Genomic DNA, 16,741 nt, shown 5'->3' on the forward strand with positions numbered 1-16,741 from the left:
AAATTTCAGAGCATAATATGAACAATAACAAGGGCGTTTGATACTGCTTTTTTAGGAACGTAGAACTGGACACACTAATTAATAATCTTGCAGCCTGAAGATTAATAATCTTACAGCAGATGAACCTATATGTGTCGGCGCATCTATCTGTGGGACTTTTTCCAGAATCAGACAATCTTATTCGAAAGTATACAACTCTGAAGGCAGCGTGCGCTTTAGTGCGCAAAGTTGTATATCGCGTCCTGCTACGATGCCTTGTTCGCGCAAGGCAAGTTCTACGGTCTTGTATGCAAGTTCCGGATGGTTGTTGTCTTTGCTTAGATGGCAAAGCCAAAGTACCTTCAGGTGGGGAGGAAAGTGCTCGGCAATAAACTGGGCTGCCTCACGGTTGCTCATGTGTCCGTTTGGCCCGGCGATACGTGCTTTCAGATAAGGGGGATAAGGTCCCATCTGCAGCATGGCATCATCGTAATTGGCTTCCAGAATCAGGTAATCGGCACGTTCGATGTATGAAGCAGCTGTAGGGGTAATGTGGCCCATATCGGTAAGAAAGGCGAAAGTCTTGTCGCCTGTTTCTATGCAATAACCCACATTGTCTGTACCGTCATGAGGCACCTCGAAGCAGGTTATGGTGAAATCATCCAGGCTGATAGTTTTTTCTTTTTCTATCAGACGGATGCAGTCTGCCGAAAGTTTTTCGGTCATGCAGTAGCTGCGCTCCATACCTTTGTGGATAGCCTGTGTGGCATAGACGGGGATATTATACCGTTTGGCAAGGTTGCCTACAGCTTTTATATGGTCGGCATGGTCATGTGTGATAAAGATGGCGTGGATACACTGCATGTCAATGTTGTAATCCTTGAATATTTTCTTTACAGTGCGGATGCCTACTCCGGCATCTATTAATATACTGCATGTCTCGGTGGCAAGATAATAACAGTTTCCGCTGCTTCCGCTACCTAAGCTCATAAATTGTACCTTCATGTTCTTTCTGTCTTTTTGTTTTTAGGAGCGGACAAAGATACGAAAAAGAAAGAAGCCCGCCAAATAGCGGGCTTTCTCATGCAAAATCTGATTTATGAAGAACGATTAGAAATTGAAATAATTCTTTGCGTTGTTATAGCAAATATCTTCTACCATTTGCTGGATGCGCGGCATTTCTGATTCCGGGAGTTCTCCGTTTTCAACATCATTGCCTAACAAATTACATAATGTGCGGCGGAAGTATTCATGACGCGGATAAGACAGGAATGAACGCGAGTCTGTAAGCATACCTACAAAGCGGCTCAACAAGCCCAGCAGTGAAAGCGCGTTCATCTGCTTTTCCATACCGTCTTTCTGATCGAGGAACCACCAGCCCGAACCGAACTGAATCTTGCCCGGTACCGAACCGTCCTGGAAGTTGCCCAGCATGGTAGCAACGACTTCATTCGCGCATGGATTCAGGTTGTACAGGATGGTTTTAGTCAGTTTGCCTTCAGAGTTCAAACGGTCGAGGAATTTCGACATTGATTTGGCTGTGTTGAATTCACCGATAGAGTCAAAACCGGTATCCGGTCCCAATAACTTGAACATCTTGCTGTTGTTGTCGCGGATAGCTCCGTAGTGATATTGTTGTGCCCAACCGGTTTCCCAGTCCATTTCGGCAAAGATAACCAACATAGCCGACTTGAACTTCAGGATTTCTTCTTTCGTCAATTCCGTGCCGCCGTATACTTTATTGAATATCGCACGGATTTCAGCGTCGGTATAGTCTTCTGCATAGAATTCTTCGATTCCGTGGTCAGACAATCTACATCCTTGTTCTGCAAAGAATGCGTGACGTTTGCGCAAAGCGTCAATCATGTCATCGAACGAAGAAATGTTTACGCCGCTTACTTCCGCCAGTTTTTCGATGTAAGCACGATAGTTGGCTGCAGATTCTACAGCCATGGCCTTATCGGGACGCCAAGCCGGAAGCATCTTGATTTCGAAGCCGCTTTCGCGTGTTGCGATATGATATTCCAAAGAATCTACAGGGTCGTCTGTCGTACATACTGTCTCTACGTGGTAGCGGCGCATCAAGTTGCGTGCAGAGTATTCAGGAGTAGCCAATTTGGCATTACATTCTTCGAATATTTCACGTGCGGTAGAGGGGTTCAGGATTTTATCGATACCGAAAGCGGTTTTCAGTTCCAGATGAGTCCAATGATACAAGGGGTTACGGAATGTGTAAGGAACAGTTTCTGCCCACTTTTCGAATTTTTCCCAATCTGTGGTGTCTTTTCCGGTACAATAGCGTTCGTCTACACCGTTGCTACGCATAGCACGCCATTTATAGTGGTCACCGCCCAGCCAGATTTCTGTGATTGACTTGAATTGATAATCATCGGCTACCATTTTCGGAATCAAATGGCAATGGTAATCGATAATAGGCATCTTGGCAGCGTGGTTGTGGTATAATTCCTGTGCAGTTTCTGTTTTCAACAGGAAATTTTCGTCCATAAATTTTTTCATATAAGTTTTCTTTTTGGTTTATGTTTTTTGTTAGGTATTTTCACTTTTTCTAATTGCTGGAACGATTTTTTATGCTGAACAACACAAATATCGTTTTATTCTCCGTTATCGAACACGAAAATAGAAATTTTATTTGGAATAACAAAATATTTCGTATATTTGCAGCGAATATTTAGTAAAATTAATCACTTCGTTGATGGGTAGGTTATGTGCTGGATAAATATTTTTTACCATTTGTGAAGGTGATTTGAACTTGAATATGTATTGTATGCAACAGTAAACCTAAAAATAAATACAAAGTATGAGACCGTTAAACAAAGAAAATGCGAACAAGCCTGTTCGTCCTGAAAGAATCATTCAATTTGGTGAAGGTAACTTTTTACGTGCGTTTGTCGACTGGATTGTTTATAATATGGACCAGAAGACAGATTTCAATAGCAGTGTAGTCATTGTGCAGCCTTTGGGTAAAGGTATGATTGATACGCTGAACAATCAAGACTGTTTGTATCACGTTAATTTGCAGGGACTTGATAAAGGTCAGGTGGTGAATAGCCTGACATTGATTGATGTAGTAAGCCGTGCATTGAATCCATACAGTCAATTTGACGAGTTTATGAAACTTGCCGAGCAGCCTGAGATGCGTTTTGTGATTTCGAATACTACCGAAGCAGGTATTGCTTTCGACCCTTCGTGCAAACTGGATGATGCTCCTGCTGCTTCTTATCCGGGTAAACTGACCCAATTGCTGTATCATCGTTTTAAGACATTCAATGGTGATATGTCAAAAGGTTTGATTATTTTCCCTTGCGAATTGATTTTCTTGAACGGGCATAAGCTGAAAGAAACCATTTATCAGTATATTGAATTGTGGAATTTGGGCGAGGATTTCAAGAATTGGTTCGAAAAAGCCTGCGGTGTATATGCTACTTTGGTAGACCGTATCGTTCCGGGATTCCCGCGCAAGGAAATTGATGCTATCAAAGAAAAACTGCAATATGATGATAACATGGTGGTACAGGGTGAAATTTTCCATTTGTGGGTAATCGAGGCACCGCAAGAAGTGGCAAAAGAATTCCCTGCAGACAAGGCAGGTCTGAATGTCTTGTTCGTTCCGTCTGAAGCTCCGTATCATGAAAGAAAAGTTACGTTGCTGAACGGTCCGCATACCGTATTGTCGCCGGTTGCATATCTGTCGGGAGTAAATATCGTCCGCGACGCTTGCCAGCATCCGGTTATCGGCAAGTTCATCCACAAGGTGATGTTTGACGAACTGATGGAAACCTTGAATTTGCCGAAGGCTGAATTGGAACAATTCGCTCATGATGTACTGGAACGCTTCAACAATCCGTTCGTTGACCATCAAGTAACCTCTATCATGCTGAACTCATTCCCGAAATACCAGACTCGTGACCTGCCTGGCTTGAAGGTATATTTGGAACGTAAGGGTGAACTTCCGAAAGGCTTGGTATTGGGACTGGCTGCTATCATTACTTATTATAAAGGCGGCGTACGCGAAGACGGTGCTGAAATCGTTCCGAATGATGCTCCGGAAATCATGGATTTGCTGAAACAATTGTGGGCTACAGGCGATACGCAGAAGATTGCAGAAGGCGTATTGGCGGCACAGTCTATTTGGGGCGAAGATTTGAATCAGATTCCGGGATTGACCGCAGCCGTAAAAGCTGATTTGGACAGCATTCAGGAAAAAGGTATGTTGGAAACTGTGAAGTCGATTCTGTAATAGTGCCTTAACTTAATTGTTAGAAATTCCATGTGGGGGAGGGAAGTGATTTTTACTTCCCTTCTTTTTTATGGGTCCAAGTTTCTTAATTTCCTCTACCTTCTTCATGTTCGGCAACAATGGACCAGCGGACTGGAATTATGAATAAACGGATGTGGAATATCGCAGTCTTTAGGCTGTTGGATAAAATGTTTGTGTTTTCCGGTATTCATTAGGAGAGTGTCCTGTATGCTTTTTGAAAACCCGGTTAAAATGCTGTGAATATTGAAACCCTAGTTCGTAGGCTATTTGAGTAATGGTTTTGTCCGAACCTAAAAGCAGATCCTTGGCGGTGTCAATGATTTTATTCTGGATGTATTCTTGTGGCGTTTTGCCTGTTTCTTTTTTTATGAGGTCTCCAAAATAATTGGGCGATAGGAATACTCTCTCTGCAAAGTATCTCACTGTGGGAATACCTTCTACTTGGGTCTTTCCGTTGTGGAAATAGTCATCCAGCAACGATTCAAAACGTGTCAGGACATCCTTGTTGACTTCTTTCCGAGTTTCGAACTGTCGGTTGTAGAAACGCATACAATAATCCAGTAGTAGTTGTATATTTCTGGTTATCAGTCTTTTGCTTAGTTTGTCTATCGGGTGCATCAATTCTGCTTTTATGTTTGTCAGGCAGTCAAGGATGGTGTTTTGTTCTTCATCCGAGAGGTGTAATGCTTCGTACGAACTATATGCAAAGAATGAATATGATTTGATTTCTTGCCCCAGTGATGTGCCTTTTATCAGATCAGGGTGGAACAAGAGGCCTTTAGCCTTGGGCTTTACTCCTTTCTGAAGTTCTGTTTCTGCAACTTGTCCAGGTGCGAAACTGACAATGGTTCCGTCTTGATAATCGTAAGTTTGCTTGCCATAGCGGATATCTCCACATCGGGTATCTTTTAGAAACAAGGCATATATTCCATAATTGATGGTGAAATGAGTAGGAAAGTATGTTGCTTCGTCCAGGTCGATGACATTTACCAGCGGATGGAGCGATTCTAACCCGAATAGTTGATTGTACGTTTCTACCGAATCCATTTTGATAAAATCTTCTTTCATATGCGTGTATATTTTACGTAGCAAAAATACATATTTTGTGGAAAAATGCTATGCTTGATGGAATAGAATCTGTAATTAAGGTACAAATCTCCGTAATTTTTCTCCATAAGAATCAGGCTCTTGCTGCAGATTTTGCTGTGATTGTGTGTGTAAAGCATCGGAAATATCTGAAGTTTTTGGTATTATGGCTTCCGGATATGAGAAAAAAACAGCCAGTTACGCGATATTGAGTGCTTTTTTTACTAATTTTGCAATTCGAACGAAATCTTGGAGAATAATCAAACAAAAGACATATCTATGGCAAAAGAACTGAAAGAACTGACCAAAAGAAGCGAGAATTATTCGCAATGGTACAATGATTTGGTAGTAAAAGCAGACCTGGCAGAGCAGTCGCCCGTGCGTGGCTGTATGGTAATCAAACCTTATGGGTACGCCATCTGGGAAAAAATGCAGCACCAGCTGGATACAATGTTTAAGGAAACGGGACATGTGAATGCTTACTTCCCGTTACTTATTCCAAAATCATACTTGAGCCGTGAGGCAGAACATGTGGAAGGGTTCGCTAAAGAATGTGCGGTGGTCACTCATTATCGCCTGAAGAATGCCGAGGATGGTTCGGGTGTCATTGTCGACCCGGCAGCTAAACTGGAAGAAGAACTGATAATCCGTCCTACTTCGGAAACCATTATTTGGAGTACCTACAAAAACTGGATTAATTCGTATCGTGACTTGCCTATCCTTTGCAATCAGTGGGCAAATGTAGTGCGCTGGGAAATGCGCACACGTCTTTTCCTGCGTACAGCCGAGTTTCTGTGGCAAGAAGGACATACGGCGCATGCTACCCGTGAGGAAGCCGAAGCCGAAGCACAGAAGATGTTGCACGTGTATGGTGATTTTGCTGAAAAATACATGGCAGTGCCGGTCATTAAAGGAGTGAAGAGTGCCAACGAACGTTTTGCCGGAGCATTGGATACTTATACCATTGAAGGACTGATGCAGGACGGTAAGGCTTTGCAGTGTGGTACATCCCATTTCCTGGGACAAAATTTTGCTAAGGCATTCAATGTGCAATTCGTCGATAAGAACAATAAGCTTGATTACGTATGGGCTACTTCATGGGGAGTGTCTACCCGTTTGATGGGGGCACTTATCATGACTCATTCGGATGATAATGGTTTGGTTCTTCCTCCACATCTGGCGCCGATTCAGGTGGTCATTGTTCCTATTTACAAGAACGATGAGCAGCTGAAACAGATTGATGCGAAAGTGGAAGGTATTGTCACGAAACTCCGTAATATGGGTGTTACCGTGAAATATGATAATGCCGATAATAAGCGTCCGGGATTTAAGTTTGCCGATTACGAGCTGAAGGGTGTTCCCGTACGTTTGGCAATGGGTGGCAGAGACCTTGAAAACAATACCATTGAACTGATGCGCCGCGATACGTTGGAAAAGGAGACCCGCTCATGCGACGGTATTGAGGAATACGTAAAGAATCTGTTGGAAGAAATTCAGGAGAATATCTACCAGAAAGCCTTGAAATACCGCAATGAACACATTGTGAAAGTGGATACTTACGAACAGTTCAAGGAACAGATCGAAAAGGGCGGATTCATCCTTGCACACTGGGATGGTACGACTGAAACTGAAGAACGTATCAAGGAAGAGACGAAAGCAACCATCCGTTGCATCCCGTTCGAAGCAGACGAGGAAAGTCTGACACCGGGCGTCGATATGGTAACAGGTAAACCTTCGGTACGCCGCGTATTGTTTGCACGTGCTTATTGATTATTTTTCTTCCTGAGGATTGGAGTTTTGCTTTGCAGGATTCCAATCCTGATTGGAAACAGGGAAAGGAGTATTAGAAGTTGGCTGATAGTGAGAACATGTTTTTGTCTTGTATCAGTTTAGAGATATTGTATAAAAAACAGTGTCGGCAGAGTTAATGTTTTATCTCTAGCTGACACTGTTTTTATTTTTATGGAGCTGGTTGCTGCAATGCTAACCTGATCCAATGTTGCTTGCGAATCAGATAAAATTGATTATTGATTCGCCTTATGGTTAAATTATTTGAACGAATTATTTGTCGATGTTAATGCCTTTATTACGCAAAGTTAACGCCATCAGACGAACGTAATCGGCATACTGCTTGTCATTTAATGTCTTTTTCATCAACTTCAAATTTCCATAAACCGCATTACGGACTTTCTGGTCAGTATCTTTAGACGATCTGTTCGCTAACTTCATTTGTTCCTGAAAGTAATCGCAGATATCTGCAACTTCTTCATTCTGTGCTGAAGTTAATTTCAAATACTTATTCAGTTTAGCCTTGTTAATAGATCCATCCCATTTGGCAACAACAGTTGAATCATTTACACCGTTAGCAAATACTGATGCAGAAAACGCTAAAGCAGCTACTAATGTTAATCCAAACTTTTTCATAATACCTAAATTTTAAATGTTACCTAAAAACTTGTTACCTTAAAACAATTACGTTATCTTTTTAAATCTAGTTTAGCTCGAGCTTTATCTTTTTACCACTGCAAAGATAAGAATGTGTTGAATAACATAAAAGCAATATTGGAGAAAATCACAAATAAAGGTGTCATTTATTGATGTAAATCAATATCAATATAGCAAAATGTATGTTTTTGAAATGGAATTGTAATATTCTAAATGTGTTATCTGAAAAAGAAGCAACCTTTTGTAAGATTAATGTTGCCATAAACAATAGTTCGTTAAAATGATAAGTTTTCTTTAGATGAATGTCTGCCATTCAGCCAATGCATCATCTACGAAAACGAAGATATACTTCATAAGCCATTCCAGTTAACTGCTACAGCCTGAAATGTCAAATAAGTATATCTTCATTTAAAGCACATTATTAAAAACATTCGTTTCCTTTAGTTTTTTATTCTTGTGCACTCTTTTTCATTCGCAGTTCGTAGAGGTCGCTGCGACGGTCGCGTAGGTTGCGCACACTTCCGTAGGTGTGAAGCTCGTTCAGCAGGTCAAGGTCGACATCCGATACCAGAATCATCTCGGTATTCGGAGTAGCCTCGGCACGTTTGCCATCGGTCGGAAAAGCGAAGTCGCATGGCGTGAATACACCCGACTGGGCATATTGGATATCCATGTTATGCACGCGGGGCAGATTACCGACACTTCCAGCTATCACCACGAAACATTCATTCTCGATGGCACGCGCCTGGGCACAGACACGTACACGTGAATATCCGTTCTGTGTATCGGTGAGGAAAGGCACGAAAAGGATTTGCATCCCTTGGTCTGCCATCAGTCGGGAGAGTTCGGGGAATTCGACGTCGTAGCAAATCAGTACGCCGATTTTTGCACAGTCGGTATCGAAGGTACGTACCATACGTCCACCACTCAAGCCCCAGCTCTTTACCTCATCGGGGGTGACATGGACTTTTTCATACATTTCGTAAGTTCCGTCACGGCGGCAGAGGAATCCTACGTTGTACAGGCTTCCGTCATCTTTTACGTAAGGCATGCTTCCGGTGATGATGTTGATGTTGTAGCTGATGGCAAGCTCAACGAAGCGGTCACGTACTTCTTCGGTGTATTGCGCCAGGGCGCGGATGGATTGTGCCTCACCCATATCGTTAAATTTAGCCATCAACGGAGCATTGAAATATTCGGGGAAAAGTACAAAATCGCTCTTATAGCCCGAAACGGCATCCACGAAAAACTCTACCTGTTCGAATACATCATCAAGAGTCTTGTATGAACGCATCTGCCATTGCACCAGGCCTACGCGCACGGTAGTTTTTTTGTCTACATACGAGTCGGTAGGTGGTTGATAGTAAATGTTGTCCCATTGAAGGAGTGTGGCGCAATGACGCGATTCCTCGTCGTTGGGCAAGTAGTTGCGCATCACACGGCGCACGTGGAAGTCGTTCGATAACTGGAAGGTGAGTACAGGGTCATAAATCTCGCGCAGGCGTACTTTTTCGATGTACTCTTTCGGGCGCATCGTGTCGGCATACTTGTGATAGTTTGGAATGCGTCCGCCAAACATAATTGCTTTCAGATTCAACTTTTCGCACAGTTCTTTTCGGTAGTCATACATGCGTCGTGCCAGGCGAAGACCTCTGTATTCGGGGTGGATAAACACTTCGATGCCATAGAGGATGTTCCCTTTCGGGTTATGGGTATTGAAAGTTTCATTGCCAGTTACTTTGGCATAGGTATGGTCGCCTTTCACCATGTCATAGTCAACGATAATGGAGAGCGCACAGCCTACAATCTTGTCGTCTGCCACGGTCACGATTTGCCCTTCCGGAAAAATGGCAATCAACTTCTTTATCTGAGCGCGTGTCCAAAATACGTCCCGGTCGGCGTACACGCGTGTGAATGATTGTGCCAACTGGTCATAATCTTCCATCCGCAAGTTGCGGATTTCTACTTTGTTGATTTTATGTGTCTGTTCCATAATGGTTATAATTATTAATGTGGCAAAGTGGGTTGGTATACAACATTACTCGTATATTTCCACCTTGTCGTTAGTATATCTTTATCCGTTTCTAGTCAAATAAAGCCGGTGGGTGATACATGCCGGAAGTTCTTCCTGGTAGTGTGTCACCATAATTAAAGTTTTGCCTTGGCGTTGGCAAAACGCCTCGATGATGTCTTTCACCATCCGGCGGTTGAACAAGTCGAGTCCGTGAAGTGGCTCGTCTAATATCAATAACTCGGGATCTTTCACAAAAGCGCGTGCCAGTAATACGAGGCGTTGTTCACCACTGGAAAGTTGTAAGAAACTGCGGTCTTTCAAGGCGAGGATACCGAAGATGTCCATCCACCATTCACACATGGCACGGTCGGCGTCACTCCGCTTTTTGTATAGCCCGATGGAGTCGTGCAGGCCGCTTGCCACGATGTCGACAGCTGGTAGGTTTTTCAAATAGGCGCGGTGCATTTCAGGGCTGACGTACCCGATGTGCCGTTTGATTTCCCAAATACTTTCTCCGCTTCCGCGCTTCCGTCCGAAGAGGGAGATGTCACATGCATAGCTTTGCGGATTATCGGCACATACCAGACTGAGTAGGGTAGACTTGCCTGATCCGTTGTCGCCGCTTAAGGCCCACCGTTCGCCGCAGCGCACAGACCAGTCGAGGTCTTTCAGTATAGTGCGGTTTCCGTAACGGATGCTCACCTTGTTCAGGTCAACGATGTGGTCACTGTGATATAAACCTTCGGCATATGGCAGATTCAGGATGCGTGCGCGTTTTTCCTCAGACAATACACGAGCTGGGATTTCAGGATGCGAAGCCAAGTATTCAGAAAGTGTGATTTTCTTTCCGCACACTCTGTTGGATACAGGCACCACGTGGGTGATGAATGCAGGAATATCATCCGACTTCGAAAGCACAAGGATGACTTGTAGGTGGGTTACCTCGGTGAGGCGTTTCAACAAGACATGCAGCAAGTCGCGCGTCTTGGCGTCTAGGCCAATGAACGGATTGTCCATAATCAGCACCCTAGGATGACTCAGCAAGGTCTTGGTGAGTTGGAACTTACGGAGTTCGCCACTTGAAAGAAGGATAATATGCTTGTCGAGCATCGCCTTGATGCCGAACAAGTCAAACAAGTTTTGTTTTAACGTTTCATCCTTACACTCGGGGAGCAAGTCGCGTACAACAGGCGTGTCGTCCAGGTCGTGTGCATTCCAGCGTTGTTGGTAATAATATGTAGCATCGGAGTCACCATACGAGTCGCGGAAGGTGATATACTTGATGTTATCGGACACCATTTTCGATGCAGAAGGCGAGAAGTCATATTTCACTTCGTTCATTAGCAAGGGATAACGTCCGGTTAGGGTGTCAACCAGCAGGCTCTTTCCTCCACCGTTGGGTCCGACGATGGCGATGTGTTCACCTTCGTTGAATTGCAGGTTCACTGGTTCTTTCATCCGGTATGCCGGATGGCGGGTTATGCCGTTTTCGATGGTAATGATATGTTGCATTGTTTTTTATATTATAATTGAACACAAAGACGCAAATACGCAGAGTTGTTATTGTTAAAGCAAAGTTTCCTGTTTTTAGAGAAGCAGAGCATGTGAAGAGATAATTCTCGGCAAATCTCTGTGGGTTTGGTTTTTCCTAAAAAGGAGTTCTTCGCGATTTTGTGTCTTAATGTTCCTGTTTCCATAAATCATTGGTGTATTATCGTGGCTGAGCGAGGAGCTACTTGGAGTTGGTTCCCCGTTATTGTGCCAAGTCCCAGTACCAAATCAACTTTTCCATTCTGGCATACCACCCAATACTTTCCTTCTGGGATATTCACTTTTACGGCTTCTGTACGTGCATTGAGCACTACTATTGTGTTGAGCCAAGCGTCTCCACATGGGTTCCCTTTCAGGCGGAAAGCCACAACGCTAGAGGCAGGTACGGGGATAAATTCTAAATGTTCTCTTATCAAAGCAGCATCTCCCATGCGGAAGGCTGGATGCCCCTTGCGCATGGCTATCAGCCCTCGGTAATAATCGAATACGTCACGATGCAATGCCTTGTCATTCCAGCGGATGGCATTTACTTCATCTGGCAGGTTATACGGGTTAGGTTTCCCTTGTCTTGTGCGCAAGAATTCATCTCCCGCGAACAAGAACGGCACTCCTTGTGAGGTAAGGAGGGCAGTAGCCGCCAGTTTTTGCAGCGAACCTAGTTCCTGCACTGAAGCTCCTGGAAGTGTTGCTTTCAAACGGTCGGTGAGGCACAAGTCATCATGGCAACTGACATAGCTGATGAATTGCAGTGGAGAACCCGTACATGAGTCATTGGGAGTCAAGGGATATGTGCCTCCCGATATGCCGAAACGTACGCCTTGTTCGTGGTTTGGTCTGCCAATCAGGAAAGCCCCTTTCTTGTCATTTCCGAACGGCCCGCGCAAACTATCGCGGAATTCGTCGCGGAAGACTGCTATTCCGGGCATTTTGTTCACGTTCTCTTTCATGGCGAGCAGGTCGGGCGAAAGGCTTGGAACTGATGCCGCCCATCCCTCGCCGCAGATGAAGATGGCAGGGTCAATACGGTCAAGTGCATGACGTACGGCACGCATTGTCTCTGCATCGTGTAAGCCCATCAAGTCGAAACGAAATCCGTCGATGTGGTACTCTTTTGCCCAATAACAGACTGATTCCACAATAAAGCGGCGCATCATCGCCCGTTCGCTGGCAGTTTCGTTTCCGCATCCCGATCCATTAGCAAAATTTCCTTTCGCATCCTTGCGATAGAAATATCCTGGGACAGTACGTTCAAACACACTTCCTTGAACAGTAAACGTATGATTATATACTACGTCCATAATTACACGGATACCCGCATTGTGTAAAGCCTGTATCATCTGTTTAAACTCGCGGATACGCACTTGGGGATTATAAGGGTCTGTAGCATACGAGCCTTCAGGCACGTTGTAATTCTTCGGGTCATATCCCCAGTTGTATTGGGTACGTTCGGGATGGCTTTCGTCGATGGAAGCAAAGTCAAACACAGGCATCAGCTGTACATGCGTTACCCCTAGCTCTTTCAGATGTGCAAGTCCTGTATGTTCTCCCATCCATGTATGTGTAGTATCTTCTGTCAAGGCAAGGTATTTACCCCGGTATTTCATGCCTCCTGTGCTATCCGTGGTAAAATCGCGTAAGTGCATTTCGTAAATGATGGCATCTTGCAAGCTTTTTGCTGTCGGACGGCGATCGTTCTCCCAATCGGTGGGGTCGGTTTCTTTCATATCGATAATGGCTGCCCGGTTTCCGTTTACGCCCACTGCCTTTGCCCATAGTCCTGGTGTGTCACCTTGCCACACATCGTTTATCCGCACATTAAAAGTATAGAAACAGCCTTTTAAATCGCCCTCTACCGATGTTCTCCACATACCGTCTTCGGCCGGCTCCATGTCAACCATTCGTTTTGCAGACCCTCCTTGTCCGGTTTCATACACTAGCACTTTTACTTGTTGGGCGGTAGGTGCCCACAAGGCGAAACTGGTATGCAAAGGGGTATATGTCATTTCTTCCCACTTCCCTTCGTATACCGGATACTCATCGTAGGAAGCATACGAAACAGAATGTGGCTGGCAAGCGAAAATCATTGTAGTTAACATTCCCATCAACAATATTGTTTTTATATTCATTGTCTGTATATTTATTACTCATCACAGATGGTGCAAATATTAAAACTTCTATGTGCTGCTGTGGTGAACAAGCTTACATCATTTCACGATCTTCTCCGGATGTTTCCGAAGATAGTCTTTCCATCCCGAATAGGCATCGGGAAGTGCCGGACGCCCCATCTGTAAGTAATGGCAATAGGCGGCGCCCAGTGCATCGGTGGCATCCATAAAGGGACCCATTTCTGAGTCGGGGATGTGGAGCATCCGTTTCAGCATATTTGCTACCTGCTCTTTGCTGGCCTGTCCGTTTCCCGTTATCGCCATCTTGATTTTCAAAGGTGCATATTCGGTTACGGGGATATCACGGCACAAAGCTGCCACTATCGCTACTCCTTGCGCACGTCCCAGCTTCAGCATAGACTGGACGTTTTTTCCGAAGAATGGGGCTTCAATGGCAAGTTCATCGGGCAGGTACGAAGCGATGATGCCCTGCACGCGCTGGTAGATATGTTTCAGTTTCAGATAAGGGTCACCGCATTTGCGAAGGTCGATGACTCCCAGTGTTATCACTTCAGGCTTAATGCCGGTCACTTTCAAGACACCATAGCCCATAATGTTCGTGCCCGGATCGATGCCCAGAATAATCTTTTCCCTTACAGGCTGTATCACGCGATGACCTCCATCAAGGTAGGAAAACCTATCACCTTGTCTTTAAACGTTCTTTTTAGTTCCTCATTCAGGTGTGCTCCCACCTGCGTGTGCCAGCGGTGCAGTGCGGCACTGTCTTCCACTTCCCATTGCAAAGAGAAGCACTCGCTGTCCTGCTCCTTATGGCTCAGGATGCGCAAGATGCGCGGGTTGCTCAACTCTCCCGATTTTTCTGCCTCGGGAATATAACATTCGTGAAGCCAGATGACGAAATTGCGTGCGTCAGCCATCTCCACGTGAAAGGTCGTATTGTAAATCAACATAATTTTTGAGCTTTAAATTACCCTGCAAATTTAGATATAAATCTCGATTTATAGGCTAGAGTGAGAAGAAAAAAGTCAAGCCTTCATGGTTCTTTCATTTAAAGTCGTGTAAAAGGTCTTGTTTTGGCATAAGTGAAGATATGGCTTATTTTCTTTGATTTTCAAAGTTTTTCGGTAATGTGACTGATGAAGCCATGTCCGAAAGGATTCTTCATTCATTGGCGGTTCTATCATGAACAGATTATTTTTAGCACCGGTATTGTCGCATCTACAGTAAGAAGCTGTTTTGAATTTCTCCAAAAAGTTTTTCTTGGCTTGATGTATCTGTTTTCGTGTGTGCTTTGGGCGATTTTTTGGTCCTTTTCGCTCCTGTTCTTCGTCAGATAGCCCGCTATCTTCCTCATCACAGAAGCGAAAATGCCTCAAAAACTCATCCCAAATCATCGCACGATAAATTCAAAACAGCTTCTAAAGTGGCTCTGGAGGGACTGATATGCATCGGAAAAAGCAAGCATAAAAAAAGGGAATCTTCCCAGATTCCCAATCTTCATTAACCTTAAATCTAATACCATGAAAAACACAATGCAAAGATATATATATTATGTTATTCAACATACATATATAAGAAAAATCGCATGTTATTTAACATATATTTAAATATTAATGAGATTTTGAGGGGGTAAAATTTGCTTTTCTTTAAAATTACTACAATCTTTGCACAATAAACAAACAGACAGGCAAAAGACGAAGAAACTATTTTAAGGAATTAATTACTAAATAAAGTCTAACTAAAACCTTATTTTATATGGAGAGTAATAGCAATCGCATCCTAAGATACAACAGTATCATCCAGGCTTTTGTGATAATGGGGGACTTATGCCTATGTAATGGATTGTTTTATGCTTTTTATTATTGGGCCAACATGATGGACAAGCCTGTTTTGTTTAATTCCAGTTTACCCCAGATTCTTATAGTAATGTCGCTTTGCTATTTATTATGCACAATGCGTGGAGGGGTTATATTACATCGACAAAAGGTACATTCGTATCAAATTGTCGCACGTGTATTTCGTAATGTATTCTATTTTACCATTGTAAGTGGTTTTTTATTAACGGTAGGTATGCATTTTAATGTCATATCATTATTTTATGCAGCTTATCTGTCTGCCTTATTCCTTATTATAAGTATATACAGGCTTATGTTCCGCACATGCCTGAAAATTTACCGGAACAACAAAAAAAACATACACTATGTAGTTTTGGTGGGAAGTACTCCAAACAATATCGAGTTATACCATGAATTGACCGATGACCCGGCAAGTGGTTATGGGGTTGTGGGATATTTTGATGATGAACCAAATCCTAACATGGATAATGAACATTGCACTTATCTAGGCAAGCCGGAAGAAGTGGAACACTATCTTTCTGCTCATCCTTATATTCATTATCTTTTCTGTTGTCTTCCATCGCGAAAAGCAGATGTCATTTTGCCCATTATCAATTATTGCGAGAATAATGTGGTACATTTTTACAGCGTTCCTAATCTTCGCAACTATCTACATAACCGGGTATATTTCAATATGATGGGTAATGTGCCTTACCTCAGTTTGCGCCCAGACCCTTTAAGCCGTCCGGAAAACAAGTTCTTGAAACGTGCTTTCGATATTGCATTTTCACTCTTGTTCTTATGTACTTTCTTTCCTATCATTTTTATCATTGTGGCTATCGTTACCAAATTAACCATGCCTGGTCCGATATTTTTCCGCCAAAAACGTAATGGACTGAACGATAAGGAATTTTATTGCATCAAGTTCCGCTCTATGAAGGTCAACAAAGATGCTGATACCGTACAAGCTACTAAAAATGATCCGCGTAAAACAAGATGGGGGGATATTATGCGTAAAACCAATATAGACGAATTGCCTCAATTTATCAACGTATTACTAGGTGACATGAGTATAGTCGGACCACGTCCCCATATGCTGAAACATACACAAGAATATTCTAAATTGATTAATAAATATATGGTACGTCATTTTGTTAAGCCAGGCATAACAGGCTGGAGCCAAGTGACGGGATATCGGGGGGAAACCAAAGAATTAAAAGATATGGAAGGACGTATCTTAGGTGATATCTGGTATATTGAGCACTGGAGTTTCGGGTTGGATTTATATATCATCTACCGCACAGTCCGTAATGCCATTCATGGTGAAAAAAATGCTTATTGATAAAATCAAGATACGGTACTATCAGGGCCGACGCATTTGATTTCTGCAAAACACTGCCCTTGGGATATACGTTTTGGGGTATCC

General features: G+C 43.4%; 13 protein-coding genes. 3 read left to right on the top strand and 10 right to left on the bottom strand.

Annotation, left to right across the window (positions count from 1 at the left end):
- Positions 1 to 177: 177 nt before the first annotated feature.
- Together H9625_RS01320 and uxaC are read right to left on the bottom strand one after the other, a co-directional pair.
- Positions 178 to 984: an MBL fold metallo-hydrolase gene (locus tag H9625_RS01320; RefSeq protein WP_191762789.1), complete on the bottom strand. Its 807-nt coding sequence runs from the start codon at positions 982 to 984 to the stop codon at positions 178 to 180.
- A gap of 105 nt (positions 985 to 1,089) precedes the next feature.
- Positions 1,090 to 2,496 carry a glucuronate isomerase gene (gene uxaC, locus H9625_RS01325; RefSeq protein WP_013616758.1) on the bottom strand — a complete coding sequence of 469 codons (1,407 nt, stop codon included), beginning with the start codon at positions 2,494 to 2,496 and terminating at the stop codon, positions 1,090 to 1,092.
- 301 nt (positions 2,497 to 2,797) lie between these two features.
- Between uxaC and H9625_RS01330 the strand changes: the two genes are divergently transcribed.
- Positions 2,798 to 4,237 (top strand): tagaturonate reductase, encoded by a 1,440-nt coding sequence (locus H9625_RS01330; protein ID WP_022039143.1) that lies wholly within the window; start codon positions 2,798 to 2,800, stop codon positions 4,235 to 4,237.
- Between the two features lie 171 nt (positions 4,238 to 4,408).
- Here H9625_RS01330 and H9625_RS01335 read toward each other — a convergent pair whose 3' ends face one another.
- Complete coding sequence (locus H9625_RS01335; RefSeq protein ID WP_191762790.1) at positions 4,409 to 5,326, bottom strand: helix-turn-helix domain-containing protein; 918 nt, start codon at positions 5,324 to 5,326, stop codon at positions 4,409 to 4,411.
- 297 nt (positions 5,327 to 5,623) lie between these two features.
- Between H9625_RS01335 and proS the strand changes: the two genes are divergently transcribed.
- Positions 5,624 to 7,114 (top strand): proline--tRNA ligase, encoded by a 1,491-nt coding sequence (proS, locus tag H9625_RS01340; protein WP_087212719.1) that lies wholly within the window; start codon positions 5,624 to 5,626, stop codon positions 7,112 to 7,114.
- A 291-nt stretch (positions 7,115 to 7,405) separates the two neighbouring features.
- Here the strand turns inward: proS and H9625_RS01345 are convergent, their stop codons facing one another.
- The 7 genes from H9625_RS01345 to H9625_RS01375 all read right to left on the bottom strand — a co-directional run bounded on the left by H9625_RS01345 (position 7,406) and on the right by H9625_RS01375 (position 14,874).
- Positions 7,406 to 7,768 (bottom strand): hypothetical protein, encoded by a 363-nt coding sequence (locus tag H9625_RS01345; RefSeq protein WP_191762791.1) that lies wholly within the window; start codon positions 7,766 to 7,768, stop codon positions 7,406 to 7,408.
- 469 nt (positions 7,769 to 8,237) lie between these two features.
- Positions 8,238 to 9,782, bottom strand: a complete 1,545-nt coding sequence (locus H9625_RS01350; RefSeq protein ID WP_022039148.1) for a carbon-nitrogen hydrolase family protein — start codon at positions 9,780 to 9,782, stop codon at positions 8,238 to 8,240.
- Between the two features lie 81 nt (positions 9,783 to 9,863).
- Positions 9,864 to 11,315 (bottom strand): ATP-binding cassette domain-containing protein, encoded by a 1,452-nt coding sequence (locus H9625_RS01355; protein WP_191762792.1) that lies wholly within the window; start codon positions 11,313 to 11,315, stop codon positions 9,864 to 9,866.
- Between the two features lie 188 nt (positions 11,316 to 11,503).
- Entirely contained in the window at positions 11,504 to 13,480 is a 1,977-nt protein-coding gene (gene pulA, locus H9625_RS01360; protein ID WP_191762793.1) for a type I pullulanase, read from the bottom strand.
- Positions 13,481 to 13,558: 78 nt separating this feature from the next.
- Complete coding sequence (gene ruvC, locus H9625_RS01365) at positions 13,559 to 14,128, bottom strand: crossover junction endodeoxyribonuclease RuvC (protein WP_022039151.1); 570 nt, start codon at positions 14,126 to 14,128, stop codon at positions 13,559 to 13,561.
- A complete protein-coding gene (locus H9625_RS01370) occupies positions 14,125 to 14,430 on the bottom strand; it encodes a DUF4286 family protein (protein ID WP_022039152.1) in 306 nt (101 codons plus the stop codon). The genes ruvC and H9625_RS01370 overlap by 4 nt, the downstream gene beginning before the upstream one ends.
- 75 nt (positions 14,431 to 14,505) lie before the next feature.
- Entirely contained in the window at positions 14,506 to 14,874 is a 369-nt protein-coding gene (locus tag H9625_RS01375; protein ID WP_191762794.1) for a hypothetical protein, read from the bottom strand.
- Positions 14,875 to 15,235: 361 nt separating this feature from the next.
- Here H9625_RS01375 and H9625_RS01380 point away from each other — a divergent pair, with 361 nt between their 5' ends.
- Positions 15,236 to 16,657 (top strand): undecaprenyl-phosphate glucose phosphotransferase, encoded by a 1,422-nt coding sequence (locus H9625_RS01380; protein ID WP_191762795.1) that lies wholly within the window; start codon positions 15,236 to 15,238, stop codon positions 16,655 to 16,657.
- The last annotated feature ends 84 nt before the right edge of the window (positions 16,658 to 16,741 follow it).

The organism is Phocaeicola intestinalis (assembly GCF_014837065.1).
Lineage (GTDB): Bacteria > Bacteroidota > Bacteroidia > Bacteroidales > Bacteroidaceae > Phocaeicola > Phocaeicola intestinalis.

Bases quoted from the DNA above. Each gene is read 5' to 3' on its own strand.
- H9625_RS01320 (WP_191762789.1), bottom strand. From the start codon at position 984: ATGAAGGTACAATTTATGAGCTTAGGTAGCGGAAGCAGCGGAAACTGT.
- uxaC (WP_013616758.1), bottom strand. From the start codon at position 2,496: ATGAAAAAATTTATGGACGAAAATTTCCTGTTGAAAACAGAAACTGCA.
- H9625_RS01330 (WP_022039143.1), top strand. From the start codon at position 2,798: ATGAGACCGTTAAACAAAGAAAATGCGAACAAGCCTGTTCGTCCTGAA.
- H9625_RS01335 (WP_191762790.1), bottom strand. From the start codon at position 5,326: ATGAAAGAAGATTTTATCAAAATGGATTCGGTAGAAACGTACAATCAA.
- proS (WP_087212719.1), top strand. From the start codon at position 5,624: ATGGCAAAAGAACTGAAAGAACTGACCAAAAGAAGCGAGAATTATTCG.
- H9625_RS01345 (WP_191762791.1), bottom strand. From the start codon at position 7,768: ATGAAAAAGTTTGGATTAACATTAGTAGCTGCTTTAGCGTTTTCTGCA.
- H9625_RS01350 (WP_022039148.1), bottom strand. From the start codon at position 9,782: ATGGAACAGACACATAAAATCAACAAAGTAGAAATCCGCAACTTGCGG.
- H9625_RS01355 (WP_191762792.1), bottom strand. From the start codon at position 11,315: ATGCAACATATCATTACCATCGAAAACGGCATAACCCGCCATCCGGCA.
- pulA (WP_191762793.1), bottom strand. From the start codon at position 13,480: ATGAATATAAAAACAATATTGTTGATGGGAATGTTAACTACAATGATT.
- H9625_RS01370 (WP_022039152.1), bottom strand. From the start codon at position 14,430: ATGTTGATTTACAATACGACCTTTCACGTGGAGATGGCTGACGCACGC.
- H9625_RS01375 (WP_191762794.1), bottom strand. From the start codon at position 14,874: ATGATTTGGGATGAGTTTTTGAGGCATTTTCGCTTCTGTGATGAGGAA.
- H9625_RS01380 (WP_191762795.1), top strand. From the start codon at position 15,236: ATGGAGAGTAATAGCAATCGCATCCTAAGATACAACAGTATCATCCAG.